We start from the raw sequence: 25,747 nt of genomic DNA, 5'->3' as shown, positions 1-25,747 counted from the left end.
TTAGATTAGCTCTGGCAATGAATTTGGGAGGATCTGATTTTTCATGAAATTACGAGATATAATACTAGCATTACTCATTATTCTTGTATGGGGATTTAACTTTGCTGCTATTAAATGGGGTGTAAATGAGATTCCGCCTCTACTTTTAGTGGCTTTACGCTATATATTTGCAGCATTTCCGGCTATTTTATTTGTAAAACGCCCTCATGTTAAGTTGTCTTGGTTTTTAGCCTATGGCTTATTTGTTGGGGTTGGACAATTTTCTTGCTTATTTTATGCCATTCACATAGGAATGCCAGCTGGCGTGGCTTCGGTAGTGTTACAGGGGCAAGCATTTTTTACTATAGTATTTATGGCCATTCTTTTTAAAGAGCATATTAAGATGAGGCAAGTATTAGGCTTAGTAGTAGCGGCTGTAGGTTTAGTGTGCATAAGTGGTATTACCGGTTTGGCTGGTAGTACTCATATTCCTTTAAGTGCATTTTTATTGACTTTGCTAGGGGCTGCATTTTGGGGATTGTCTAATATTGCAGTACGTAAACTATCTATGAATGCGATAGCGGAAAATAAGCCGTTAAATATGTTGAGCTTAATTGTATGGTCTAGTTTAATTCCGCCCATTCCAATGCTGTTAGGGTCATTTTATTTAGAAAAGGAACAGTTAGCTTTACTTGCTTTTGAGAGTATTTCGGGCGCGGCTATTTTCTCGGTACTATATCTTGCATTTTTAGCGACGATTATGGGCTACGGCTTATGGAGTATGCTACTAGCCAAATATCCAGCACATAAGGTGGCGCCATTGTCTCTATTAGTGCCAGTAGTAGGGCTTATTACGGCCGAGTTTGTTTTAGACGAGCATTTAACTTTGGTGCAATGGCTTGGAGGGCTTATTATTATCATGGGATTATTAATCGCTAACGGTATAACTGTGAAGAAGAAAATGGTGTAACTGCCTGTTAGATAGAGGGAGGTAATATGAAGGCTGTGAAAAGGAAGATACTTTGTAGTGCTTGTTTATTAGGTGAACATTGTAAATATAATGGTGGTCATAATTATAGCCAGAAACTAGCAGATTTTCTTGACCAGATAAAGCATAGTCATCCCCAGGATTCGATTCAAGTGATACCAGTTTGCCCAGAAGAATTAGGTGGTTTGCCCACATCACGTGTGCCGGCTGAAATAGTAAATGGTATTGTAATCAATCGAGAGGGGCAATCTGTAGATCAAGAGTTTCGTTTAGGCGCTAAAATTGCTCTTCAGATAGCTCTTGATGAAGGAGTTGAGTTGGCGATTCTTCAGTCCCGTAGTCCTTCCTGTGGGGTTAACGAAATTTATGATGGTACTTTTGCAGGGAAACGTATAAAAGGCTCAGGGATTTTTGCCATATTATTAAAGGAACATAAAATAAAAGTCCTCGATATAGAGGACTTAAGATACTGATTTATGTATAGTGTGTTAGATATAAAACTATAAGGGTTTTGGTATAAAGTTAGAAAATTGGGATATAAAGGTATAAGTGTAAAGTGTTAGATACAAAACCATAAGCATCTTATGGTTAAAATTAGTAATGCGTGGAGATATATGTATAGGGCTTTGGTATGAGGCTTTAGGTTTTTGTATAAAGGGGATTAAAGAGTATTAAAGAGTATTTAGAAAAAATAAAAAAGACCCGATTGTAACTTTTCAGCCATGTAGGGACAAGCGATTGCTTGCGTGTACTGCGCGTAAATAAGTTCAACGGGTCTTTTTTGCTAGGTTGTTATATAAAGTATTTTATAAGTAGTTGATTGTATTTATCGATTACTTATAAATTTATGAATATGGGTGCTCATAAATTTGAGTACCCACAATTACTTTGATTTATATGGTCTGATTTATAGGGGCATTATTTTCCCAGTAATCCCATAATTACATTGATGAAGGACATACCGAAATAGGCGATAAGTCCATCAGCTACGATGAAGATTAGGAAGTATTTTAATACAGATACCATAATTACATTCGCTTTGATGCTCTCGCGAAGTTCGCTAGCCTTGCCTTCTTCTACTTTGTTGCTTTCGATGAAGGAATCAAGTGCTGGTGCTACAGCGCCGATAGCGATGGCGATACTTTGAGGGGAGAACATTTTACCAATGCCGGCAGCACCGGAGTTAATCCCTGCTAACCAAAGTGGAAGCTCAGTAAAGCTTGGGTTTAAGTCGTGAGCCGCAGCTAATTGAAGTGGTCCAAATAATACGTTAGCATTAGTACCAGAACCAGTAATGAAGGCCCCTAGAGCCCCTACTAGTGGTGCGAATGCTGGGTAGAAGGAACCGGTTGCAGCAACTAATGTACTTGCGATTTCAGAAGTTAAACCTGCATAGGTCATTAATTTTGCTGTTACAACTACGGAGATAATCGTAATATAAGTGAATTTTAGATTCTTCATAGTTTTGCCAAGCACGCCGAACATTTCGCCAAAACCGGCTTTTTGAACAGCGCCACCGATGAAGGCAGCAATGAAAATCATAATACCAGGAGTGGCAATCCACGTAAAGGTATATGGTTTAGCTCCTTCGCCAGTGTAGATTGGCACAGCTGTTTTAATAGCAGCCAATGGTGCATTAATAGCTGGTACAAGTTTTGATGTTAAAATCAAGAGAACTACGATTAATAAGAATGGCATAGCTGCCACAAAAGCTTGTGAGCCAGTAATTTTTTCAGTAGTTGTTTCTACTTTGTAATCAGGATCATCTACTGGTAAGAATTTAGCACCTAGGATGATAACGCCCATGATGATAATGGAAGGAACCATTACGGAGAGTTCAGGGCCAGCTGTCATATTGATGATAAGCTCTGGGATAGCAAGTGCAAGACCTGCTAATAAGGTAATAGTAAATACGCCTTTAAGAGCTTTAAAGCCGCCGCCAATAATACCTACTACGAAAAATGGAGCTACAATATTTAAAATAAATAATTGAGCAGAAATAAATGTGCCAAGATGAATAGGGTCAAGGCCAGTTAAAGAAGCCAAAGTCGTAGTTGGAATAGCGATTGAACCAAATGTAGTTGGTACAGAGTTAGCTACTAAGCAAGCAAGAATCGATTTTAATGGATTAAAACCTACAGCTACCATCATAGCTGCTGGAATTGCTACGGCTGTACCAAAGCCAGCCATACCTTCCATGAAGGCACCAAAGCCCCATGCAAGCAGTAAAGCGAGGATACGCATATCAGAAGTAACGGATGATAGCAAAGTTTTAATCGTATCCATAGCTTTAGTATGAACTACTAAATTGTAAGTAAAGATAGCTGCTGTAATAACTAAAAGAATTGGCCAAATAGCGAGCGCCACGCCTTCTAAGGCGCCAGAGAACATTACGCCAGGGGCTCTATCAAAGTGCCAAATAGCGATAATGTAGGTACCGATAGCCGCGATACCACAGGCTTTCCAGGCTGGGACTTTTAGAATAGCCAAAGCCACAATGAGCCACAACAGTGGCAATAAGGCAAATAATGTTGTAATCATGAGATCATCCTTTCATTTTCAAACTCTCAATGGTAATGTTACCGGGACAAATATGGACTACTAGTTAAATAGTAACAGTTGAGACTTTATTAAAGTTACGTGCAATACGCTGTATTGCTAGATTAGCTGTAGCCCCCTTTCAAAGATAGTATGTGTCAAAGTTATCACTATATGCAATAGTAAAAATAGTCTAATTTTGCACTAGTGACGAGTGGTAGACTTTAGAGAAAAAAGCGCTCTGTAAAGTTTACTCAACTGGTATTATTACCATTCTAGATATCTCTTATTCAATAGTAACATAAATATGTTAAATGTCTAGTATCAAATATCGATTTTTGTGAATTTTACTCAGGTATTTATAACTTAAATGAATAATTGAATGCATGAAATTTCTTTAAACTTCCCATAATACCGGTATTTTAAACATTTGGGTTATAATGATAATCAATTGAAAACTCGAAAAATAGAGGCAGAATAGTGTGGTAGTATATAAAAAATGAATTTTGACTCTTAAGGTCATGTATGTGTTAAATGAATATATTGATGTGTAAATGTAATCTATATGAGTTGGATGCATGAGTATGCATGGGACTCATAAAGACCCTTTTCGAAATTAGGTAAAATCATGGTGATGTGATGCCTCTCATTTTGGATAGAAATAGTAGTTAATGTAAATAATGTATTTTTACCTACTTGAAAACACACGGCCGCACGTATTATGTCCCGTGTCAGAGGATTCTCTTTCTTATAAAATATATATGTAGTGTGATATAATAAAAAGTAAGTTTTAATGCATAAGAAAAAGGAGAAATATATATGAGATACACTAAAATGCATGGTCTTGGCAATGACTTTGTCGTATTTATTGACGAAGCTGGTGCCAATAAAGATTTTTCTGACCTTGCAGTGCGTTTATGTGATCGCCATACAGGTATTGGGGCTGATGGCATCATGGTTGTTGTACCATCCACTATAGCGGATACGCGCATGCGCATTATTAATGCAGATGGCAGCGAGGCTGAAATGTGTGGTAATGGAATTCGTTGTTTTGCTAAATATGTTTATGAACGCGGCGTTATTACTAAAGAGTCCTTTACGATTGAAACCTTAGCGGGCATTATGAAGCCTAGTTTGACGGTGGAAGATGGTAAGGTAACATTAGTTACAGTTGATATGGGTAAGCCTGTTTTTGAAGCTGCTCAAATTCCAATGAACGTGGACTTACCAAAGGTACAAAATGTGTCTGTAAAGGTAGAAGAACAAGTATATGAAGTAAGCTCTGTTCTTATGGGTGTGCCGCATACAGAAGTATTTGTGGATGATGTAACGGCTGTTCCATTAACTACTTTAGGGCCAAAGCTTGAGAAACATGAGTTATTCCCTCGCGGTACTAATGTGAATTTTGTGGAAGTCGTAGATAAAAATCATATTAAAGTGCGCACTTGGGAACGCGGCGCAGGAGCCACCTTAGCTTGTGGCACTGGCTGCTGTGCTAGTGTCATTATGGCGCATGAAAATGGTTTGACTAATCGCGAAGTAGATGTAGACGTATATCTTGGCACTTTGCGTATTCGTTATGAAGCAGATGGTACTGTATTTATGACAGGGCCTGCAGCAGAAGTATTTGAAACAGAGTTAGACTTTTAACAGGCACTAGCTTGGATTAAGCCTAAGCGTTTGATAAAGAGTGTTTAGCATTAAACTGTTAATAGAGGTTAGTTAGCATTAAGCGTCTGATAGAGATCTTTTAGAATATATCTTTTATTAGGAGATGGTCCTTTAGAAATGTTCTATACTTTCGCTACTTTATGCTACAAGCTCTATTAAGGGTTAATATAAGAAGTAAAGATTAAGGATACTAAGGATTGAGTGAAGTTGGTAAATGTAATAACTAGGTGATTTTATTGAGCACTCGTGAAGGGTGCGGAGGTAGCTTATGACACAGGAAAAACTCACAGGAATTTCAGGCGCTCGTGGCGTTGGTGCAGGTGTTGTATATGTATACAAACAAGAAGCAATTGTTGTGCCAAATACAACGATTGAGGAAAGTGAAGTCGAACGTGAAGTAGCCGCATTAGAGGCAGCCGTGGAAACGACTGTTCAGCAATTAGAATCTATCAAAGAGCGTGCAAGAACTACTATGGGTGATGCAGAAGCGGCTATATTTGAAGCTCATACATTAATTGTGCAAGATCCGTCCTTAAGTGATGGAATAAAATCTTTAATTACTAGTGGTCATGTGTCTGCCGCAGCAGCTACAGAGCAACAAATCAATACATTTGCTGATATGTTCTTAGCTATGGATGATCCTTATATGAGGGAGCGCGGCGCAGATATCAAGGATATTGGCGATCGCTTACTTCGCAATTTACTTGGCATGAGTCCACGTGGTTTAGCTCATCTTACTGGTGAAGTTATTTTAGTAGCCGATGACTTAACTCCATCTGATACAGCCTCTTTAGATAAGACAGTGGTGCAAGGGATTGTAACTTCTAGTGGTGGTCCTACGAGTCACGCTGCTATTATGGCGAGAACCCTTGAGATTCCAGCTGTTATGGGGGTTGGGCCTATAGACTCTTTCGTAAATGGCACTAAAGCAGTTGTGCGTGGCACTGAGGGTGAAGTGCTATTAGCCCCATCAGAGGAAGAGTTTACGAAATATGCGGAAGAAGCAAAGGCCTATCGAGCTCATTTACAAGAATTAAAACAATCTGCTGATTTACCATCTGTAACTAAGGATGGTAAGGAAATTTTACTATTTGGCAATGTAGGGAAAGCAGAAGATGCTAGTCATGCTTGTCATTTAGGTGCTGAAGGGATTGGCTTATTTAGAACTGAATTTTTATATATGAAAAATGATGCGTTACCTACTGAAGATGAGCAATTTGAAGTATATAAAAAAGTGGCGGAACGCTTACATGGCAATCCAGTAATTATTCGCACCATGGATATTGGGGGCGATAAAGAATTAAAATGCTTGCAATTGCCAAATGAGCTCAATCCATTCTTAGGTTATCGAGCGATTCGCATTAGTCTTGACCGGACAGATATTTTTAAAACTCAGTTGCGAGCGATTCTTCGTGCTAGTGCCTTTGGCGGGGTACAAATTATGTATCCTATGATTGCTTCTATTGAAGAAGTTAAAGCCGCTAATGCTGTATTAGAAGAGGCTAAAGCAGAACTTCGCGCTGAAAGAATTGCCTTTAATGAGGACTTAGAAGTAGGTATTATGGTGGAAATTCCTTCTGTGGCTGTAGCAGCTGATTTGTTTGCACCTCATGTAGATTTCTTTAGTATTGGTACCAATGATTTATGTCAATACACACTGGCTGTAGACCGCATGAATGAAAAGATTGGTCATTTGTATCAACCGCTTCATCCAGCTGTATTGCGACTTATAAAAAATACCATTGACGCAAGCCATAAAGTAAATCACATTACAGGAATGTGTGGTGAAATGGCTGCGGATCCATTGGCGACTATGATTTTAATTGGTTTAGGCCTTGATGAGTTCAGTATGAGTGCCTCTTCGATTCCAGTGATTAAAGACATTGTGCGGAGCGTAACGGTAGAAGAATGTAAGCTCATGGCAGCGAAAGCATTGCAAATGAGTACGGCAAAAGAAATCTCTGATTATGCCCGTGCTACATTGGAAGAAAAAGGTATTACCCTGTAATTTAAAAAACTATTTATTGCCAAAATTAGTTACCTATACTAAAATAAACAGTATACTCAGAATATACAAATATTCTTATATTTCGGAAGGATGGAATGACTTATGACAGAAAAAAAGGTTATTATTACTAACGAATCCGGTTTACATGCTCGTCCAGCAACTTTGTTTACGCAATTAGCGGCTAAGTTTGCTTCTAAAATTACAGTTTCCATCGGTGAGAAAAAAGCTGATGCTAAATCTATTTTAACTGTGTTAACTCTTGGTGCTACTAAAGGTGCAGAAGTGCTTATCTCTGCAGAAGGCGCTGATGAAGCAGAAGCAGTAGCAGCATTAGCTGAGTTTTTAACAACTCACAAAGACTAAGTTTTCATAAGTCGCTTTTTAAGAAAGCTAAACAAATACATATAGTAATCTGCCACCGGGTAGAAATGCAAAAGCATTTTGTGCATATCATTAGGTCTTAGAAGATATGCATAAAATGCTTTTTGTGAATATAGCGCCTTAGAGATTAGGCTATTTAGGGTTTAGGTGTACTAAGTTTTGAAGGAGGAATTGCTATGCGTCGTCATGATCGAGCAGTTACAGACAAACAGGAAGTTGTAAAGTTGATTAAGAGTTGTAAGGCCATTCGCCTTGGACTTCGCGATGGAGAGCGCATTTACATTGTGCCACTTCACTTTGCTTATGAAGAAGTGAATGGAGAAGATGTATTTTATTGCCATGGTGCACCAGTAGGTCGCAAGGTGGATTTAGTTAAAGCCACTGGTTATGCTGCCTATGAGCTCGATGGAGGTCAGAAACTTATGCCAGCAGATATTGCTTGTGATTTTTCCTCTACTTTCTTTAGTATCATTGGGGAAGCTAAAGCTAGCTTAGTCGAGGAGATGGTAGAAAAGGAACATGCCTTAAATTTGATTATGGAGCAATATACAGGGCAATATAAATGGGATTATGAGCCAGCTATGTTAAAAGGGGTGGCAGTTATAAAATTAGTGAGCACGGAACTTAGTTGTAAAGCTCAATTATAGTTAAAAAAGTGTTCTCACTAAAGAACAACATGTCTCTTTCAGAAAAGTATCTTTCTCAAGGAAAACTTATCTTTAGTGGTAAAAAAAACCATGTCTCTTCAGTGGCGTCTAGATTAGACGGCGTATGTAGAGACATGGTTTTTGTTTGAGTATTTAATTGTGAATCTAACTACGAACTGAATTATGAATCTAAATCCAAATCTAAATCTAAATCTAAATTAGGCTTTGTGATCAATATGAAGACCTTTTAATAATGCTTGCTCAGAATGCTCCATGTGCATACGTGCAATTTCACGGGCTTGTTCTGCATTACGCTCTGCAATAGCTTCTACAAGTAAACGATGCTCTTCCCAAGTTTTGGCAAGTCGCCCTGGCTGGTTCATAGACATGGTGCGGAAGCGTAAGGTTTGTTCGCGCAGATTATGAATGATTTCTACTAAGCGCTCATTGCGAGATGCCTTGTAGAGTACTTCGTGGAAGTTAATATCGGCTTCTACCACTTTGTCGATGTCTTTTTCTTCCATGTAATTGCCGATTTCTACTAGCATCCGCTCTAAATATTCAATTTCATCTGGCGTAATGCGTTCTGCTGCAAGAACCGCCGCAAGCTCTTCTAAGGCAGAGCGAATTTCAAATACTTGGGCAATATCTTTTAAAGAGATGTCAGCTACATAGGTGCCGCGATGAGGAATCATAACGACGAAACCTTCAAGCTCTAATTTTCTAATGGCTTCGCGCACTGGTGTGCGGCTTACGCCAAGTTCTTCTGCAAGTGGGATTTCCATAAGCCGTTCGCCTGGTTTGAATACGCCATCGCGAATAGCTTGTCGCAAAGATTCACAAACGACTTCGCGTAAAGGTTTATACGAAGTCAGTGAAATGGGTTGTAAACGACCTAAATCTTTTGACATTATTTTAAAGCCTCCTTACCATGGGTTTTGGTGATAAGTGAAAGCCATGTATGCCCTTGGTTTTTGATTTCTTCTTGAAGGGACAAGGCTTCACGGGCTGTTGGTAAATATACAATCATTGAAGGGCCGCTACCGGTCATGATAGTAGTATAGCCTCGTTGAATGAAAAAGTCTTTGCATTCTTGTAGTTCTGGATGAAGTGGGAAGAGAAGTTCTTCAAAGGTGTTGCCGCTAATCTCCATAGCTTCGCGGATGCGATGCTCTTTTACCGCTTCTACTACTTTATCAATGGTATGGCTAGTCACCTTGGATTGGCCATTAAAGCGTGCATACGCATCGGCTGTTGAAACAGAGAGCTCTGGCTTTACTACGAGAAGCCAGTGGGGCTCGCCAGTTGGTAAGTACTCAAGAATTTCGCCGCGTCCCGTACCACGAGCGGTACCGCCCTTCATTAAAAATGGCACATCAGAGCCTAGTTCATCAGCTAGTGACATAAGTTCGGCTTCAGTGAGGCGAAGATCCCAGAATTTATTTAGACCTAATAACATGGCTGCTGCATCAGCACTGCCGCCGCCAAGGCCGGCAGCAGGAGGGACGCGCTTCATGAGATGAATGGCGCCACCGGACTGACAACCAGTATATTTTTGAACTGCGCGCAAGGCTTTCATAGCTAAATTTGTATCATCATAGGGAATCATATTTTGCATATATGGTGGCAAGTCAGGGGCCATGCCAGAGAATACCACAGAGTGATGTTTCGCAAAATAGATGGAATCACCAAGATAGATGGATTGGAATACAGTATCAATATTATGATATCCATCTTCTCGTTTGTCTAAAATAGCGAGGCCGATGTTGATTTTACTGAAACTTAATTGCTCCATAAGGGTCTCCTTTATCGTTGTAATTGAGTGTATCTATTAGGACTATATAAACTGCTTTCGTTTTACTTGCTTTCCTAGTTGAAATTATATAACGCTTGGGTTAAGATGGACGTATATAGTATCTGTATATTGTATACGAACAAGTTTAAGCTATTTAAAATTATAAGCTATTAGAAGAGAAATTTCAATTTTAGGAGGACCTATCCATGCAGTGGAAGCGAACAATATATGCATTAATAATGACAACGATTGGTTCCATAATTTTTGCCATAGGGATTGATGCATTTATTGTGCCTCATAAATTAGTAAGTGGTAGTCTCAGCGGCGTAGCGTTGATGCTATATTATTTGACTGGTATTCAAGTAGGTACTTTGAACTTGCTATTGAATATCCCTATTTTATATGCCGCCTATCGTTGGCTCGGTCGTTGGCATGTGGGGATTACGATATTTGGGACTATTGTAATTTCCCTGTGTATTAATGCTCTGACTTTTATGGAGTCCTATCATTTGACTACAGATCCTATTATAGGGTCTCTATTAGGAGGTATATTCTGTGGTCTTGGTTTAGGTGTAGTGTATCGCGCTGGTGGCAATACAGGTGGTTTAGACCCTATTGCGTTAATCATACGAAAATATTATGGTCTACAAATGGGCAGTATTATTTTTGGTATTAATGTATTAATTTTATTTGCTGCCGCTATAGTAGTCAGTGTGGAATCAGCCGCTGTTACCTTGATTAGTATTTATGCTATGGGCATGGTAACAAACAAAGTAGTAGTAGGATTTAACCAACGAAAAGCAGCCTTTATTATTTCTTGTAAGCCCAATGAAATTTGCGAATTAATTATAAATAATATGGGGCGAGGGGCGACTATTTTACATGGCGAAGGGGCCTATACACATCAGCAGAGACAGGTTGTCATGGTTGTCGTAGGACTTATGCAAGTGGCTAAGTTAAAGGATAATGTAGAAAAAGAAGATCCTAATGCATTTATGATTATTACTGATGCGGCTGAGGTGATAGGTCAAGGTTTTACTATGCCTGTAGCCCCTAATGTGCGCCCTGAAGTAGTAAAAGATATATTGGAAAAGGCTGATTTAAATAGCCAACCTAAAATTACAAGTCAATCCGTAGAGGAGTCTATTGAAGTGGAGCGCTCCATTGAAGTGAAATAGCGTTGGGAGCGCCGTTACAGTAAAATAGAATTCTGCAGTTTAAGGAGGCGCTTATTAGAAGCTTATTAGGTTATAAGGATATAAACATTTAGAGCAGTTGGCAGTACCGGGGAGATAGTTCGCAAGACAGAAGAGATTGAGCGTGTTGAGTTAGTTTGTAAGAGCCAATTAAAGGAGGCCCTATGACTTTACGATGGACGTCAGAAGAGTGGAAGATTAAGATTTTCTCATTAATTAAGGTTGTATTGGGAACTATCATGTTCTCTATTGGTATTGATGCTTTTTTAGTGCCCCATAAACTGGTAAGTGGCGGTATTAGCGGGATTGCCTTGATTCAGTACTATATTACGGGTATTCCTATTGGGGTTATGAACTTAATTTTAAATATACCTATAGTATATGCTGCCTATCGTTGGCTAGGCGGTTGGCATGTGTTTATGACTGTCTTTGGGACCGCTGTGTCATCCTATTTTATTGACCAACTTCACTTTTTATCGGCCTATAATTTATCTGGAGACCCTGTAGTAGGTTCTATTTTAGGTGGTATTTTTAGTGGCGTAGGGCTTGGTATCGTATATCGTGCTGGCGGCAATACAGGGGGCTTAGACCCAATTGCATTGATTATTCGCAAATATTATGGTATGCAAATAGGCAGTGTTTTATTATCTATTAATATGATGATTTTAGTAGTAGCTGCCTTTATTATCAGTGTGGACTCAGCCGCCATTACTATGATTAGTAGTTATATTTCTGCATTTTTAACCAATAAGGTAATTGTAGGATTTTCACAGCGCAAAGCTATTTTTATTGTGTCGCGTGAGTCTGATAAAATTTGTAATCTTATTTTACATAAAATTGGTCGTGGCGCCACTATTTTAAATGGTGAAGGTGCCTATACACATCAACAGAAACAAGTTATTCTAGTGGTAGTAGGGCTCATGCAGGTGAGTAAATTAAAAGAGGCCATTCAAAGAGAAGATCCTTCAGCTTTTCTTATGATTAGCGATGTGGCAGAAGTCATTGGGCAAGGCTTTACATTTAAGTCTGATAAAGCCTTAGTTGATAAAGCGCGCGAAGCGCGTGAGCAAGCTGACTTAGTAGATGCACAGGCACAGGCGCTGCCAACAGCACTTGCCTTAGCAGAAAGCGGTCAAGTTGACGCAGGCGTTCATACTGTGGCTGATGTGGGGGCGCGTACTATGATACATAAAATGGCTGGTAACAGACCTACAAGTCCAAGTCGGTCTGCTCGAATACGCAATCGTCGTAATCAGACAAATCGCTGATGGAAACCTAAGCAATAATTATTTCAGAAGAGAGAATATATTAAGTAGTAGGAGGAACATTGATGATTAGTGAGTTAGCAGGTAAAAAGGTGCGTCCTGAAGATTGTATTCATGTGGCTACATTAACTGAGGCGTATTATAATTTAGTGCCTCGCCCTGAGGTGAAGGGGGAACGCATTTCCTTTGGTACATCTGGTCATCGTGGTAAATCCTTGGAACGTAGTTTTAATGAATTGCATGTGGCTGCTATTACACAGGCTATTTGTGATGGCCGAAAAGAATTTGGAGCTACTGGTGTATGTTTTGTAGGTCATGATACACATGCATTATCTACGCCAGCACTGCATACTGTGCTTGAAGTATTAGCAGGCAATGGTGTGGTAGCTGCTGTTGATGAAGGAGAGGACTTTGTACCGACACCAAGTGTGTCGAGAGCCATCATTCGGTATAATCAAATTATTGATAAAACATTGCAAGATGCTAAAGGATTAGAAGCGAATAATGCAGTACAATATGCAGGGCATTTAGGTAATAAGGGCTATGCTGATGGCATTGTCATTACGCCTTCTCATAATCCTCCAGATCAGGGGGGCATCAAATATAATCCTACAAATGGCGGTCCTGCTGATACAGCGGTGACTAAGTGGATTGAAACGCGGGCTAATGAATATATTGCTAAAGAAGGTCAAGGGATTAAGAAAATCAGTAAAGCTAAGGCTGACCCGCATTTGCGTTGGGCCTATGATTTTAAAGGACAATATGTTAAAGAATTAGATGGCGTTATTAATTTTGAAGCCATTAAAAAAGCTAAGTTAAAAGTATTGGTCAATGCTCTAGGAGGCAGCGGCGCTAATTACTGGAAAGCTATTAGTGAAACCTATGATTTAGGGCTTACTATTATAAATAGTGAATACGATCCAACCTTTAGCTTTATGACCTATGACCATGATGGCGCGATTCGCATGGATTGCTCCTCTGCGTATGCCATGGCGGATGTGATTGCTCAAATTGGCTCCTATGATATGGCTGTGGGCAATGATCCTGATTATGATCGTTATGGCATCGTTACAGCTGATGGACTTATTCCACCAAATCATTTCTTAACTGTAGCAGGGGCGTATCTATTTAAGACTCGTCCTTGGGAAGGAAAAGGCTTTGGGAAAACAGCTGTTGTTACTAATTTAGTGAATCGTTACTGTGAAGCCCAGGGGATTCCTGTATATGAAGTGCCAGTAGGATTTAAATATTTCTCCTCCCTTTTATTTGAGGAAACTATCGGCATTGGTGGGGAAGAAAGTGCAGGCGCATCATTCTTGATGAAAGATGGTTCAGTTTGGACTACTGACAAAGATGGCATGGTTATGGCTCTATTAGCACTAGAAATTTTAGCGGTTACAGGAAAAAGCCCTGAAGCTCATTATGAAGAATTGACACGCACCTATGGGGCACCAGTGTTTAAGCGCTTTGATGCGGCTTGCTCTAAAGAAAGCAAGGAAAAGTTGAGTGCTCTACAAGCATCTAATGTGAAAGCTACTGAATTGGGCGGTGAGCCTATTGAATCGATTCGTACTACCTCCTTATACAATGATTACCCGATTGGTGGTGTCCGTGTAGGCACAAAATCTAGTTTCTTGGTGGCCCGTCCATCAGGTACTGAGGACTTATACAAAATCTATGCAGAAAGCTTTAATGGTGAAGCTGCTGTAGAGGAGTTACTTGTGGAAGGGCAAAAATTAGTGGATGAAGCGATTAGCTAATATAGCTATGATTGCTTGCCAGATTAGTAAAACTGTTAAGGTTTAAAGCGGAATAATCTAACCTGTTAAAGGTCAATTATGAAGCGGACAGCTGTGCAGTGTAGCGTAAAAATGCTATACAGTAGCGGTCTAAAAATGCTATAATATTTTATTATTTAAGAATCTCTAAATTAAGCAGTAGGTATAAAAACACCTATCGGTTTTGTAGGCAAAGAGAGAAAAGGTGAAGTATATGAAAATTGTAGTAACCGTAGTGGGTGTAGACCGCGTAGGGATTATTGCGCGCGTAGCAGCTGTGTTAGCTAAAAATGAGGTAAATATTGTATCTATTAACCAGACCATATTAGATGGTATGTTTAATATGATTATGATGTGCGAAACCGATGACAAGAATTCATTAGCTCTTGTTCAACAAGAATTAGCTGGTGAAGGAGAATCCTTAGGCGTACAGATTCAAGCACAACATGCTGATATTTTTGTTAGCATGCATCGCGTAGGGTAGGTGTTTTCATGCTAAGTATTGATAATATTTTAGAAACGAATCGCATGATTCACGATAATAAACTAGATGTTCGAACGATTACAATGGGCATTAGTTTACTAGGTTGTACAGCAGTGGATGGCAAGACTCTTTGCAATCGCATTTATGACCATATTACTAAGGAGGCCGAGCATTTAGTAGCCACAGGGGAAGCTATTGAACGCGAATTTGGCGTGCCTATTATAAATAAGCGCGTCGCTGTAACACCGATTTCTTTGGTGGCTGCAGGCAGTGATTTGACTAACTATGTGTCGGTTGCCAAGGCCTTAGATAGAGCGGCAAAGACTGTAGGGGTCAATTTTATTGGTGGCTTTTCTGCTTTAGTGAGCAAGGGCTATACGGAAGGTGACCGCCGTTTAATTGCATCTATACCAGAAGCCCTAGCAACTACTGATATTGTATGTAGTTCCGTAGGGATAGGCTCTACTAAAGCTGGTATTAACATGGATGCAGTGGCACAGATGGGCGAGATTGTTAAAGAAACAGCAGCATTAACAGCACATCAAGATGCCTTAGGCTGTGCTAAGCTTGTTATATTTTGTAATCCTGTGGAAGACAATCCATTTATGGCTGGGGCCTTCCATGGTGTTACAGAAGGCGATACGACTATTAGTGTAGGCGTTAGTGGTCCAGGCGTTGTAAAACATGCCTTGGAGGCTGTACGCGGTAAATCTTTTGATGAAGTGGCAGAGACGATTAAACGCACTGCCTTTAAAATTACTCGCGTAGGTCAGCTCGTAGCACAAGAAGCGTCTCGTCGCTTAAATAAGAAATTTGGCATTATTGATTTGTCTTTGGCTCCAACGCCAGCAGTGGGCGATTCAGTAGCGCATGTATTAGAAGAAATGGGCATTACGTCTTGTGGTGCTCATGGTACTACAGCAGCTTTAGCTTTGCTAAATGATGCTGTAAAGAAAGGTGGACTTATGGCTTCATCCCATGTGGGTGGCTTAAGTGGCGCTTTTATTCCTGTAAGTGAAGACCGCGGTATGATTGATGCAGTTGCTGTAGGCAGTTTGAGTTTAGATAAACTGGAAGCAATGACTTGTGTTTGCTCCGTAGGCCTTGACATGATTGCTGTTCCAGGCGATACTTCAGCAGCGACTATTTCAGCGATTATTGCTGATGAAGCAGCTATTGGGATGATAAATAATAAGACTACAGCAGTGCGGTTGGTTCCAGTTCCTGGTAAGACTGTTGGTGAGATGGTTGAGTTCGGTGGTTTATTGGGTTATTGCCCGATTATTGAAGTCAGTCCATTCAGTGCTGAAGAGTTTATTAAACGGGGCGGGCGAATTCCTGCTCCAATACGCAGTCTAACAAACTAAGAGCTAGCACGAGGAGGTGCGAGAATGACGGTGTACGTGTGGGCATTTGTAATAGCTTGTGTTATTACGTTTGCGATTACACCGCTAATTAAACGGTTGGCGATACAAATCGGGGCAGTTGATAAGCCCGATGCGCGCAAAGTGCATCATGGTATGATGCCTCGCATGGGGGGATTGGCCATTTTTATTGGTTATATCTTATCCGTGTTATATACAGTACAAGATGTAAAGGCTATTTTGGGTCTTATCATTGGATCCGTTATTCTAGTGGGCGTTGGCATTTGGGATGATGTAAAACAGATAGGCCCTAAGACTAAACTTTGTGGTCAAATTTTAGCGGCTAGCATGATTGTACTGTTTGGGAATCAAGTGGAGTTTATTACTAATCCATGGGGACATTTATTGTACTTGGGCTATTTTGGCATACCCTTGACAATTTTTTGGATTGTAGGATTTACAAATATTGTTAATTTAATTGATGGCTTAGATGGTCTCGCTGCAGGGATTTCATTTATTTCCTGTTTGGCTATATTTACTGTATTATGGCAAATGGGGCAAGTTGATTTAGCTTGCATTGCTCTAGCTTTAGCGGGCGCAGCGGGAGGCTTTTTGAAATATAATTTTAATCCTGCTAAGATTTTCATGGGCGATACAGGTAGTATGCTTTTAGGATATACAATGGCGGCTATTTCCGTTATGGGCGCAGTTAAAACAGCAGCTACTATTTCATTGGTAGTGCCTATTATTGTTTTGGGCTTGCCTATTCTAGATACGACCTTTGCTATTATACGTCGTAAAATTAATGGACGTCCTGTATTTAAACCAGATAAAGGTCATGTGCACCATAGATTATTAGCATTAGGCTTGTCTCAAAAGCAAGCGGTGCTCTTAATGTATGCGGTGACAGCAGCCTTAGGCTATGTAGCAATTTTATTAGCAAAAGTAAATTGGCTTATTGGGGTAGCACTAGTATTAGCTATCCTATGTGTATGCGTATTTATAGCAACTAAATTAGGAATGATTGCCAAAGATGAGGCAATTAATAAAGAAAAGGCAGCCACTTCTAATCGGCAAAATTAATCAATTGAGTTAATTGGCCAGAGCGAAGGTGTGCGCGGGAGGATTCTATGTTAAAGGTAATGACGATTTTTGGAACGCGACCAGAGGCCATTAAAATGGCACCTGTTGTTAAAGCTCTAGAAGCAGCTCCAGATATGGAGGCTATCGTTACAGTAACAGCACAGCATCGGGAGATGCTTGATCAAGTGCTCAATTTATTTGATATTACACCACAATATGATTTAAATATTATGTGTCAAGGTCAAACTTTATATGATGTAACGAGCAAGTCCTTGCTAGGGCTTCGCGATGTATTGTCTGATGCTAAGCCTGATGTGGTCTTAGTTCATGGCGATACGACTACGACCTTTGCTGGTGCATTAGCAGCCTTTTATCAAGAAATTCCTGTAGGTCACGTGGAAGCGGGCTTGCGTACAGGTAATATTTACTCTCCATTCCCAGAAGAAATGAATCGCAAATTGACTGGTTCTTTAGCATCCTATCATTTTGCGCCGACCTCCAGTGCAGAAAAAAATCTAATGAAGGAAAATATTAGTTCTGCTCATTTATATGTGACTGGCAATACAGTTATTGATGCGTTGCAAACTACTGTAAAAGAGGACTATCATTTTGATGAAGAGTTACTAAATAATTTAGATTATGAAAGTCGTCGCGTAGTGCTTGTTACTACACATCGCCGCGAAAACTTGGGCGAGCCAATGCGACAAGTCTATAAGGCGATTCGTCGTTTGGTAGACGCTTTTGATGATATTGAAGTGGTATTCCCAGTGCATCGCAATCCTAAAGTGCGTCAAATTGTAAAAGAAGAGTTAGGTGAAGTTGAACGAGTTCACTTAATTGATCCATTAGAATATGAACCTTTTGCTAATTTGATGGCGCGGTCTTATTTGTTGCTTACTGACTCCGGCGGCATTCAGGAGGAGGCGCCAGCTTTAGGTAAGCCTGTGCTTGTTCTTCGCAATACAACGGAGCGACCAGAAGCAGTCACAGCAGGTACTGTTAAGTTAGTAGGCACTGATGAAGAGACGGTATATACTACAGCTTACCGCTTGTTAGCTGATGCTGATGCGTATGAAGCGATGGCTAATTCCATAAATCCTTATGGCGATGGTATCGCTTCACAGCGCATTATTGAAGCCTTGCGATACGAGTTCTTAGAAAGTGGCAAGAGGCCTAGCCGCTTTGGCTATTAGTTTGCTTTAGCTAGTATAATTAACAATTTGATAACAATTGAATGAGAAGAAAAGCCCCCTGTAGCTCCTGATGAGAGTTACAGGGGGTAATTTGTTTTTCTAGGCTGTGAAATTTTCCGGAAATACTACATAAATATTTAAAATATAGAAAATATGCTAACTTTGGATATATTTTAAGCTTATACGGAAAGAGGGCGGAGATTATATTCATTTACGTCAAGTTATTCTAAAATGTGATGAGAATTCATTTTATATATTACTTTTTGGAATAGTTGGGTATTTTTACAAAGGACAAAAATCTGTTGTAAAGTGCAAAAAAATTTTGTATAATCACTTTATAAGTCATGTAAACATGCATATATTCAAGGTTTTGAATATTATTTGTTAAATTGATGTACACAATTCAAGGTAAAAGTATACATGTTATAGTTGCATTGGTGATATAAGTGCGAAAAATGCTATAATTTAATAAGTGTTAAAGTAAAGCAGTAGGTTTGGCTCTATTTTAAGACATTCATATGTGACAAGAACTGACTTTTTATACCTTGTGTTGTCTGTTTAATTCATCAAAGAGCAGGTGATCTTAATGAAACCCATAGATCGGACGACTTTAAAGGCATTGAATGTAGCCATGTCAGCAGGCTTTAGCTTGCTCGTGTCTATATTAGGATGTCTGGCGATTGGTGTGGGGCTTGATCGTATCTTAGATACATCACCTTGGTTCACTCTCATAGGCAGCTTAACAGGAGGTATAGGAGGTCTTTATTCTTTGTACCTGCGCGTAGTGAAGTGACTAAGGAGGAGTATTGCCTTCGTACAATTTTTGACGTTTGTTAAGAGGATGCTACTGCACACAGTGGTAGCAGCATTGGTAGTAACATTATTGTTAGAGATTGTAGAGTTAGAACATTATATTCTTGGCTGGATTTGGGGATGCTTAACTAATATCATTTATATGGTAGTGTTAGCGGTATTAGTCATTAAAGATGCCAAGAAGAACCCAGTTGCAGCAGCAAATTCAACAAAAATTGGCATGTTTATCCGATTTGGTGTTGTGGCGATTGCTACTGTATTAGCAGATATAATTTTTATAGAATTTCATTATATTGCATACTTGGGCGGTATATTCATTTGGAAACCATTTTCCTTCTATGAACATATACGCTCCCGCATTCTTGAAGAGCGACATGCTGTACTTAAAGGTTAAGTTATTAAGGCTTTGGTGCAGGCCTACTCCAAGAAGCGAACAGTTTGACATTTCAAAGTAAGATGGGTCTTGCTAAAGCGCAGGCTAATCACAAAAGGTCTATCTTTTTTGAAATATGAGAAGAATATTATTACCTTCAGATAGAAAACAATAGACGGAAGGAGGTGAATATTATGGAAATGCATGCAGGGACTCATCATGTCGTTCAGATGTGGGGGCTGTCATTTAACATGGACACATTGTATATGACTTGGCTTACCATGGCAATTATTTTGATTATTGCGTTCTTTGCTACAAGACAGCGCAAGATGGTTCCTACGGGCCTACAAAATGGCGTGGAAATGGTGCTTGAGATTATTGGCGATCAATTAAAAGGCTCCTTAGGGGAACATTTTAATAAGTTTAGCTCATTGTTATTTACGTTCTTTTTCTTTATTTTTATAAGTAACGAATTAGGCTTAATTCCAAGTCCCCATATTCTAGTATCTCCAACTAGTGACTTGAATACGACGCTTGGCTTAGCGATAGCTAGTTCAGTAAGTATTTGGTTAATTGGTTTACGTGTTAAGGGTGTTGGTTATCTGAAACATTTTTTCCAACCATTCGTGGTTTTCGTTATCTTCCACCTTATGGAAGAAATTTCAAAACCAGTAACACTTAGCTTCCGTCTATTTGGTAATATTATAGCCGGGGAAATCGTATTGGAGTTATTAAATAGCTTAGCCCCTTATTTAACACCGATTATTTGGCTCGTTTTCAGCCTTTTTGTTGGTATTGTTCAGGCCTTTGTATTTACAATTTTGACCACTGCTTATCTAGGCATGGCTGTGGCTGATGAACATTAATCCTATGTAGCAAACAAAAGAGTTTATTCCGTTTAAATTGTATGTAAAAAGATTTTTAGGAGGAATTTTATTATGGAAAAAGCAATTGTATTGTCAGTAAGTGTATTCAGTGCATGTTTAGTAGCTGGTTTAGCAGCGTTAGCAGCAGCATTTGGTGATGCTCTTGCAGTTCGTAAAGCATTTGAAGGTATGACTCGTCAACCAGAAATGGCTGGTAAACTTATGACTAATCTATTCATCTCCATCGGTTTGATCGAATCTATTCCAATCATTGCTGTCGTTATTGCAATCGTACTTGTATTCACTGACGTTGTAGTAGGTAAATTATAATCCCTTGTTTAAAATGAACATTGCGATGGGCAAGTTATAAACCATTTTTAAGAGGGGGTAACGCCGTTGGTAGAAGTAAACGGTACATTGATTGTTCAATTTATTAACTTCTTTATTTTAGTGGCTATTTTAGCTAAATATGCTTTTAAACCATTGCAACAAGTAATGGAAGCGCGCCGCAGCAAAATCGAAGGCGAATTGGCTAATGCACAAGCGACTTTAGAGTCTGCTGAAGCGACTAAAAAAGAGTATGAAGAACAGTTAAGTAATGCTCGTAAAGAAGCGCAAGCTATTGTAGAAGCAGCCAATAAAAAAGCAGAAGCTAATACACAGGCTCAAATTAATGAATTAAGAGAACAATTAGTACGCGAAAAAGAAGAAGCTCGCCGCGATATTGAACGGGAACGAGCAAAAGCATTACAACAGATACGCGAAGATATGATTACTCTTTCCGTAGCTGTTGCTGGTAAAATTGTAGCCAAAAATCTTGATAGTCAAGCTAATATGGATTTGATTAAAGAAGCAATTGAAAAGCTTGATAGTAAAGCGATAGGGTGATGGTATGAGTGTAGACATTGTAACAGATAAATACAGTACCGCTATCTTTGAATTGGCACAAGAAGGCAACATTCTCGAAGAAATTGAAAAAGATCTTTCCTATGTAAAGGATGTTATGGATACGCAGCCGGAACTCGGCGAATTTTTATTGTACCCAGCCTTAGAAACACAAGCAAAATGTGATGTATTGACTAAAATCTTTGGTCAGTCCATCAGTGCCTTGGCTCTTAACTTTTTGTTGGTCATGGTCACTCGTGGTCGTATGCGCTATATTGTGTCTACTATTAAAGAGTTTATTATTAAAGCTCGTGAAGCTCGCGGCATTTTCGCTGCTACAGTAATAGTGAGCGAACCAATGCCTGATGAAATTTATAGTAGCTTAGCTGACAAGTTAAAAGCTGTTACAGGCAAACAGTACATTTTTGATATTAAAGTGGATCCTACGATTGTAGGTGGCATTATTCTTCAAATTGGCGATACTCGTATTGACGCTAGTGTAACGCGTCGTTTAGAAGATTTGAAGAAACACTTGCTTACAACAGGTGCAACTGAGATTGGGGTGAATGGTTAAGTATGAAAATGAAGCCTGAAGAAATTACTGCCATAATTAAACAGCAGATTCAGGACTATAATGTGGAACTTAACGTTGATGATGTGGGCAAAGTTCTCGAAGTAGGGGACGGCATTGCACACATTTACGGTCTTGAAAAAGCCATGGCGGGCGAATTATTAGAATTACCTCATGGCGTATATGGTATGGTTCTCAACCTTGAATTAGACAATGTTGGTGCTGTACTTTTAGGTAATGACTTCTTAATTAAAGAAGGCGACCAAGTACGTCGTACAGGTCGTATCATGCAGGTTCCAGTAGGTGATGAACTTATTGGTCGCGTAGTTAATGCCTTGGGACAACCTATCGATGGCAAAGGTGATATTAAACCTGAAGGCCACCGTCCAGTGGAATTCCCTGCACCAGGTATTGCGGACCGCAAATCTGTATTTGAACCATTACAAACAGGTTTAAAAGCAATTGACGCAATGGTACCAATTGGTCGTGGCCAACGTGAGCTTATCATCGGTGACCGCGGTACTGGTAAATCTGCCATTGCTATCGATACAATCTTGAACCAAAAGGGGCAAGATGTAATTTGTATCTATGTAGCTATTGGTCAAAAAGAATCCACCGTAGCTCGTGTAGTACAAAAATTAGAAGAAGCAGGCGCTATGGATTACACCATCGTCGTATCTGCTGGTGCTTCTGAAGGTGCACCAATGCAGTACTTAGCGCCATATTCTGGCGTTGCTATGGGCGAACATTTTATGTACCAAGGTAAACATGTACTTTGCGTATATGATGATTTGACTAAGCAAGCGGCTGCTTATCGTGCGATGAGTCTATTGCTTCGTCGTCCACCAGGACGTGAAGCGTATCCAGGGGACGTATTCTACTTACATTCCCGTCTACTTGAACGCGCTGCTAAATTATCTGATGAATTGGGTGGCGGTTCTATTACAGCACTTCCTATCATCGAAACACAAGCTGGTGACGTATCTGCTTATATTCCAACGAACGTAATCTCCATCACTGATGGCCAGATTTTCCTTGGTACAGATATGTTCTACTCTGGTGTTCGACCAGCGGTTGACGTAGGTCTTTCCGTATCTCGTGTAGGTGGTAGTGCTCAGATTAAAGCGATGAAACAAGTTGCTGGTAAACTTCGTCTTGACCTTGCACAGTATCGTGAATTGGCGGCATTCGCTCAATTCGGTTCTGACTTAGATAAATCCACTAAAGCTCAACTTGATCGTGGTGAACGCTTAACTGAAATGTTAAAACAGCCACAATATTCTCCTTTAAAAGTTGAAGAACAAGTTGTTTGCTTATATGCAGGTATTAATGGATACTTAGCATCTATTGAAGTAGCTGATGTATCTGAATTCCAAGATGCTTTATTACGCTATATTCACAGCAATCATAGTGATATTTTGACTGATATTGCCACTGCTAAGAAATTAGAAGAAGCAACAGAAGAAAAATTAAAACAAGCGATTAAGGAATGTATCGAGTCATTTGGGGATACCCATCACTTGATTTCAGAGGAGGCGTAGTTAATGGCCAGTGCACAGGATTTACGTAAGCGTATAAAAAGTATACGAAATACGCAGCAGATTACTAAGGCCATGAAAATGGTAGCCTCTGCCCGATTGCGCCGTGCACAGACAAAAGCAAAATCTACGGAGCCTTATGCAGAAAAGTTAGGCCAAATCTTAAATAATGTAGCAGGTAGCTTGGATGCTGCTGAATTAGCTGCATACCCTCTTATGGAAGTAAGAGAAGTACAGCGCACCGCTTACATTATTATAGGTGCTGATAAAGGCCTAGCCGGTGCATATACTAGTAACCTAACTAAATACTTTACTCGACTTGTTGAATCTGAGGATCGAGCTAATTACGAAGCTATTACTGTAGGCCGTAAACCAATGGATTATTTAACTCATCAAAAATATCCGATTACTGAGTCCTACTATGGCTTCTCTGATAAACCAGAATATAGCCATGCACAGCGTATTGTAAATGATGCTACTAAGCTTTTCTTAGAAGGCAAAGTAGATAAGGTAGTAATGGTATACACTCACTTTGTTAACTCCTTAACACAAACAGTGCAAAGTGTAGACTTATTGCCAGTTACAAGCCCAGAGCAAGATGATTCAAAAATGCAAGAGTTATATTATTATGAACCTAGCGCACAAGCTATTTATAGTGAGCTCTTGCCTAAGTATTTAGAGATTACAGTATACAATGCATTGTTGCAGGCCTCCGCTAGTGAGCTTGGTGCTCGAATGACGGCAATGACCTCCGCAACGGACAATGCAGGTGAATTGATTAGTACCCTTAATTTGGAATACAATAAATTACGTCAAGCTGGCATTACGAATGAAATTTCTGAAATTGTCGGCGGCGCGAATGCCTTGCAATAGGTAGAACTATAAAGGAGGAGAGACCTCTTAAATGAGTAATAATATTGGTAAAGTTGTACAGGTTATTGGACCGGTAGTTGATATTCTCTTCACGGCGGGGAACTTACCAGCTATTTACAACGCAATTAACATTAAAAAAGTCGATGACCAAGGTAAGGAAGAAGTCATTGTAGTTGAAGTTATGCAGCACTTAGGTGATGATACCGTACGTGCCGTAGCGATGAGCTCCACTGATGGCCTTACTCGTGGTATGGATGCTGTTGATACTGGCGCAGCTATTTCTGTTCCAGTAGGTGATGGCGTACTTGGCCGTATTTTCAACGTACTTGGTGAAACTGTTGACCATGATGACACACCTGTAAAAGCAGATGAACAATGGCCAATTCATCGTCCAGCGCCTAAGTTTGACGATTTAGCACCAGAAACAACTATCCTTGAAACAGGGATTAAAGTCGTTGACCTTATTGCCCCTTATGTAAAAGGTGGTAAAATCGGTTTGTTCGGTGGTGCCGGCGTAGGTAAAACGGTATTGATCATGGAATTAATCCATAATATCGCTACAGAACATGGTGGTTACTCCGTATTCTCCGGTGTAGGTGAACGTACTCGTGAAGGTAATGACCTTTGGAACGAAATGAAGGAATCTGGCGTTATTTCTAAGACTGCCTTAGTATATGGTCAGATGAATGAGCCACCAGGAGCTCGTATGCGTGTAGCCTTAACAGGTCTTACTATGGCGGAATACTTCCGTGATGTTCAAAAGCAAGACGTGTTGTTATTCGTAGATAATATTTTCCGTTTCATTCAGGCTGGTTCTGAAGTATCCGCTTTGCTTGGCCGTATGCCATCTGCCGTAGGTTATCAACCAACCTTGGCTAATGACGTAGGGGCATTGCAAGAGCGTATTACTTCTACAAAAGAAGGTTCCATTACATCTGTACAAGCTGTATACGTACCTGCCGATGACTTAACTGACCCAGCACCAGCGGCAACATTTGCTCACTTGGATGCAACTACAGTATTGTCTCGTTCAATCGCTGAAATCGGTATTTACCCAGCGGTGGATCCACTTGACTCCACAAGCCGTATTCTTGACCCATTAGTACTTGGTGAAGAACATTACAAAATTGCTCGTGGCGTACAAGAAGTACTTCAAAAATACAAAGATTTACAAGACATCATCGCCATCCTTGGTATGGAAGAATTATCTGAAGATGATAAATTAACAGTTGCTCGTGCACGTAAAATTCAACGTTTCTTGAGTCAACCATTCTTCGTAGCTGAAGTATTTACTGGTTCCCCTGGTAAGTATGTACCATTAAAAGAAACTTTACGTGGTTTCAAAGAAATCCTTGAAGGTAAACATGATAATTTACCTGAAAATGCTTTCTACATGGTTGGTACCATTGATGAAGCCGTTGCTAAAGGAAAGGAATTGTTGGAGAAGGGGGAATAATT

Annotated in this window: 25 protein-coding genes; 22 read left to right on the top strand and 3 right to left on the bottom strand. The window is 39.8% G+C overall.

The genetic code is table 11. The features are described 5' to 3' along the window. Positions 1-43: 43 nt before the first annotated feature. The gene (locus QZR90_RS00650; protein WP_295787623.1) at positions 44-949 is read left to right on the top strand and encodes an EamA family transporter; all 906 of its coding nucleotides are present in this window, start codon (positions 44-46) and stop codon (positions 947-949) included. A 26-nt stretch (positions 950-975) separates the two neighbouring features. Beyond that, a complete protein-coding gene (locus QZR90_RS00645; protein WP_295787618.1) occupies positions 976-1,440 on the top strand; it encodes a DUF523 domain-containing protein in 465 nt (154 codons plus the stop codon). Positions 1,441-1,885: 445 nt separating this feature from the next. On the opposite strand, the gene QZR90_RS00640 is transcribed toward QZR90_RS00645, so the two are convergent. Continuing rightward, on the bottom strand, positions 1,886-3,508 hold the full coding sequence (locus QZR90_RS00640) for an L-lactate permease (protein ID WP_295787615.1): 1,623 nt from the start codon (positions 3,506-3,508) through the stop codon (positions 1,886-1,888). 816 nt (positions 3,509-4,324) lie between these two features. Between QZR90_RS00640 and dapF the strand changes: the two genes are divergently transcribed. From dapF to QZR90_RS00620, 4 genes are all read left to right on the top strand, one after another. Beyond that, positions 4,325-5,155, top strand: a complete 831-nt coding sequence (gene dapF, locus QZR90_RS00635) for a diaminopimelate epimerase (protein WP_295787613.1) — start codon at positions 4,325-4,327, stop codon at positions 5,153-5,155. Between the two features lie 289 nt (positions 5,156-5,444). After that, positions 5,445-7,184 carry a phosphoenolpyruvate--protein phosphotransferase gene (gene ptsP / locus QZR90_RS00630; RefSeq protein WP_295787611.1) on the top strand — a complete coding sequence of 580 codons (1,740 nt, stop codon included), beginning with the start codon at positions 5,445-5,447 and terminating at the stop codon, positions 7,182-7,184. 102 nt (positions 7,185-7,286) lie between these two features. Then, complete coding sequence (locus QZR90_RS00625) at positions 7,287-7,547, top strand: HPr family phosphocarrier protein (protein ID WP_295787609.1); 261 nt, start codon at positions 7,287-7,289, stop codon at positions 7,545-7,547. Positions 7,548-7,741: 194 nt separating this feature from the next. Then, positions 7,742-8,212, top strand: a complete 471-nt coding sequence (locus tag QZR90_RS00620; RefSeq protein ID WP_295787606.1) for a pyridoxamine 5'-phosphate oxidase family protein — start codon at positions 7,742-7,744, stop codon at positions 8,210-8,212. A 218-nt stretch (positions 8,213-8,430) separates the two neighbouring features. On the opposite strand, the gene QZR90_RS00615 is transcribed toward QZR90_RS00620, so the two are convergent. Together QZR90_RS00615 and ispE are read right to left on the bottom strand one after the other, a co-directional pair. Further along, a complete protein-coding gene (locus QZR90_RS00615; RefSeq protein WP_295787604.1) occupies positions 8,431-9,123 on the bottom strand; it encodes a GntR family transcriptional regulator in 693 nt (230 codons plus the stop codon). Beyond that, positions 9,123-10,007 carry a 4-(cytidine 5'-diphospho)-2-C-methyl-D-erythritol kinase gene (ispE, locus tag QZR90_RS00610; RefSeq protein WP_295787599.1) on the bottom strand — a complete coding sequence of 295 codons (885 nt, stop codon included), beginning with the start codon at positions 10,005-10,007 and terminating at the stop codon, positions 9,123-9,125. The genes QZR90_RS00615 and ispE overlap by 1 nt, the downstream gene beginning before the upstream one ends. Positions 10,008-10,213: 206 nt before the next feature. Here ispE and QZR90_RS00605 point away from each other — a divergent pair, with 206 nt between their 5' ends. From QZR90_RS00605 to atpD, 16 genes are all read left to right on the top strand, one after another. Further along, positions 10,214-11,185, top strand: coding sequence for a YitT family protein (locus tag QZR90_RS00605; protein ID WP_295787597.1), 972 nt, complete (start codon positions 10,214-10,216; stop codon positions 11,183-11,185). Positions 11,186-11,367: 182 nt separating this feature from the next. Next, positions 11,368-12,471 carry a YitT family protein gene (locus QZR90_RS00600; RefSeq protein WP_295787594.1) on the top strand — a complete coding sequence of 368 codons (1,104 nt, stop codon included), beginning with the start codon at positions 11,368-11,370 and terminating at the stop codon, positions 12,469-12,471. Positions 12,472-12,533: 62 nt separating this feature from the next. Next, positions 12,534-14,228, top strand: coding sequence for a phosphoglucomutase (locus tag QZR90_RS00595; RefSeq protein ID WP_295787591.1), 1,695 nt, complete (start codon positions 12,534-12,536; stop codon positions 14,226-14,228). Positions 14,229-14,460: 232 nt separating this feature from the next. Next, on the top strand, positions 14,461-14,730 hold the full coding sequence (locus tag QZR90_RS00590) for an ACT domain-containing protein (protein WP_295787589.1): 270 nt from the start codon (positions 14,461-14,463) through the stop codon (positions 14,728-14,730). A gap of 8 nt (positions 14,731-14,738) precedes the next feature. Beyond that, positions 14,739-16,097, top strand: coding sequence for a PFL family protein (locus QZR90_RS00585; protein ID WP_295787585.1), 1,359 nt, complete (start codon positions 14,739-14,741; stop codon positions 16,095-16,097). 24 nt (positions 16,098-16,121) lie between these two features. Next, positions 16,122-17,177 carry a glycosyltransferase family 4 protein gene (locus QZR90_RS00580; protein WP_295787578.1) on the top strand — a complete coding sequence of 352 codons (1,056 nt, stop codon included), beginning with the start codon at positions 16,122-16,124 and terminating at the stop codon, positions 17,175-17,177. A 47-nt stretch (positions 17,178-17,224) separates the two neighbouring features. Continuing rightward, entirely contained in the window at positions 17,225-18,370 is a 1,146-nt protein-coding gene (gene wecB / locus QZR90_RS00575) for a non-hydrolyzing UDP-N-acetylglucosamine 2-epimerase (protein ID WP_295787575.1), read from the top strand. Between the two features lie 586 nt (positions 18,371-18,956). After that, a complete protein-coding gene (locus tag QZR90_RS00570; protein WP_295787570.1) occupies positions 18,957-19,163 on the top strand; it encodes an AtpZ/AtpI family protein in 207 nt (68 codons plus the stop codon). A gap of 63 nt (positions 19,164-19,226) precedes the next feature. Then, positions 19,227-19,577 carry a hypothetical protein gene (locus QZR90_RS00565; protein ID WP_295787565.1) on the top strand — a complete coding sequence of 117 codons (351 nt, stop codon included), beginning with the start codon at positions 19,227-19,229 and terminating at the stop codon, positions 19,575-19,577. A 173-nt stretch (positions 19,578-19,750) separates the two neighbouring features. Beyond that, positions 19,751-20,422, top strand: coding sequence for a F0F1 ATP synthase subunit A (gene atpB / locus QZR90_RS00560; protein WP_295787560.1), 672 nt, complete (start codon positions 19,751-19,753; stop codon positions 20,420-20,422). Positions 20,423-20,494: 72 nt separating this feature from the next. After that, on the top strand, positions 20,495-20,752 hold the full coding sequence (gene atpE / locus QZR90_RS00555; RefSeq protein WP_295787554.1) for a F0F1 ATP synthase subunit C: 258 nt from the start codon (positions 20,495-20,497) through the stop codon (positions 20,750-20,752). Between the two features lie 66 nt (positions 20,753-20,818). Continuing rightward, complete coding sequence (gene atpF / locus QZR90_RS00550; protein ID WP_295787550.1) at positions 20,819-21,310, top strand: F0F1 ATP synthase subunit B; 492 nt, start codon at positions 20,819-20,821, stop codon at positions 21,308-21,310. Between the two features lie 4 nt (positions 21,311-21,314). Continuing rightward, positions 21,315-21,881 (top strand): ATP synthase F1 subunit delta, encoded by a 567-nt coding sequence (gene atpH, locus QZR90_RS00545; protein ID WP_295787544.1) that lies wholly within the window; start codon positions 21,315-21,317, stop codon positions 21,879-21,881. Positions 21,882-21,883: 2 nt separating this feature from the next. After that, positions 21,884-23,419 (top strand): F0F1 ATP synthase subunit alpha, encoded by a 1,536-nt coding sequence (gene atpA / locus QZR90_RS00540; RefSeq protein WP_295787538.1) that lies wholly within the window; start codon positions 21,884-21,886, stop codon positions 23,417-23,419. A gap of 3 nt (positions 23,420-23,422) precedes the next feature. Beyond that, complete coding sequence (gene atpG, locus QZR90_RS00535) at positions 23,423-24,289, top strand: ATP synthase F1 subunit gamma (protein WP_295787530.1); 867 nt, start codon at positions 23,423-23,425, stop codon at positions 24,287-24,289. 31 nt (positions 24,290-24,320) lie between these two features. Continuing rightward, a complete protein-coding gene (gene atpD / locus QZR90_RS00530; RefSeq protein ID WP_295787525.1) occupies positions 24,321-25,745 on the top strand; it encodes a F0F1 ATP synthase subunit beta in 1,425 nt (474 codons plus the stop codon). The last annotated feature ends 2 nt before the right edge of the window (positions 25,746-25,747 follow it).

The sequence above is a fragment of the uncultured Veillonella sp. genome, from assembly GCF_900545795.1.
GTDB lineage: Bacteria > Bacillota > Negativicutes > Veillonellales > Veillonellaceae > Veillonella_A.
This window is presented reverse-complemented; position numbering and strand designations above follow the sequence as displayed.

Excerpts from the sequence above, each read along its gene's own strand:
- QZR90_RS00650 (WP_295787623.1), top strand. The coding sequence starts at position 44 with ATGAAATTACGAGATATAATACTAGCATTACTCATTATTCTTGTATGG.
- QZR90_RS00645 (WP_295787618.1), top strand. The coding sequence starts at position 976 with ATGAAGGCTGTGAAAAGGAAGATACTTTGTAGTGCTTGTTTATTAGGT.
- QZR90_RS00640 (WP_295787615.1), bottom strand. The coding sequence starts at position 3,508 with ATGATTACAACATTATTTGCCTTATTGCCACTGTTGTGGCTCATTGTG.
- dapF (WP_295787613.1), top strand. The coding sequence starts at position 4,325 with ATGAGATACACTAAAATGCATGGTCTTGGCAATGACTTTGTCGTATTT.
- ptsP (WP_295787611.1), top strand. The coding sequence starts at position 5,445 with ATGACACAGGAAAAACTCACAGGAATTTCAGGCGCTCGTGGCGTTGGT.
- QZR90_RS00625 (WP_295787609.1), top strand. The coding sequence starts at position 7,287 with ATGACAGAAAAAAAGGTTATTATTACTAACGAATCCGGTTTACATGCT.
- QZR90_RS00620 (WP_295787606.1), top strand. The coding sequence starts at position 7,742 with ATGCGTCGTCATGATCGAGCAGTTACAGACAAACAGGAAGTTGTAAAG.
- QZR90_RS00615 (WP_295787604.1), bottom strand. The coding sequence starts at position 9,123 with ATGTCAAAAGATTTAGGTCGTTTACAACCCATTTCACTGACTTCGTAT.
- ispE (WP_295787599.1), bottom strand. The coding sequence starts at position 10,007 with ATGGAGCAATTAAGTTTCAGTAAAATCAACATCGGCCTCGCTATTTTA.
- QZR90_RS00605 (WP_295787597.1), top strand. The coding sequence starts at position 10,214 with ATGCAGTGGAAGCGAACAATATATGCATTAATAATGACAACGATTGGT.
- QZR90_RS00600 (WP_295787594.1), top strand. The coding sequence starts at position 11,368 with ATGACTTTACGATGGACGTCAGAAGAGTGGAAGATTAAGATTTTCTCA.
- QZR90_RS00595 (WP_295787591.1), top strand. The coding sequence starts at position 12,534 with ATGATTAGTGAGTTAGCAGGTAAAAAGGTGCGTCCTGAAGATTGTATT.
- QZR90_RS00590 (WP_295787589.1), top strand. The coding sequence starts at position 14,461 with ATGAAAATTGTAGTAACCGTAGTGGGTGTAGACCGCGTAGGGATTATT.
- QZR90_RS00585 (WP_295787585.1), top strand. The coding sequence starts at position 14,739 with ATGCTAAGTATTGATAATATTTTAGAAACGAATCGCATGATTCACGAT.
- QZR90_RS00580 (WP_295787578.1), top strand. The coding sequence starts at position 16,122 with ATGACGGTGTACGTGTGGGCATTTGTAATAGCTTGTGTTATTACGTTT.
- wecB (WP_295787575.1), top strand. The coding sequence starts at position 17,225 with ATGTTAAAGGTAATGACGATTTTTGGAACGCGACCAGAGGCCATTAAA.
- QZR90_RS00570 (WP_295787570.1), top strand. The coding sequence starts at position 18,957 with ATGAAACCCATAGATCGGACGACTTTAAAGGCATTGAATGTAGCCATG.
- atpB (WP_295787560.1), top strand. The coding sequence starts at position 19,751 with ATGGAAATGCATGCAGGGACTCATCATGTCGTTCAGATGTGGGGGCTG.
- atpE (WP_295787554.1), top strand. The coding sequence starts at position 20,495 with ATGGAAAAAGCAATTGTATTGTCAGTAAGTGTATTCAGTGCATGTTTA.
- atpH (WP_295787544.1), top strand. The coding sequence starts at position 21,315 with ATGAGTGTAGACATTGTAACAGATAAATACAGTACCGCTATCTTTGAA.
- atpA (WP_295787538.1), top strand. The coding sequence starts at position 21,884 with ATGAAAATGAAGCCTGAAGAAATTACTGCCATAATTAAACAGCAGATT.
- atpG (WP_295787530.1), top strand. The coding sequence starts at position 23,423 with ATGGCCAGTGCACAGGATTTACGTAAGCGTATAAAAAGTATACGAAAT.
- atpD (WP_295787525.1), top strand. The coding sequence starts at position 24,321 with ATGAGTAATAATATTGGTAAAGTTGTACAGGTTATTGGACCGGTAGTT.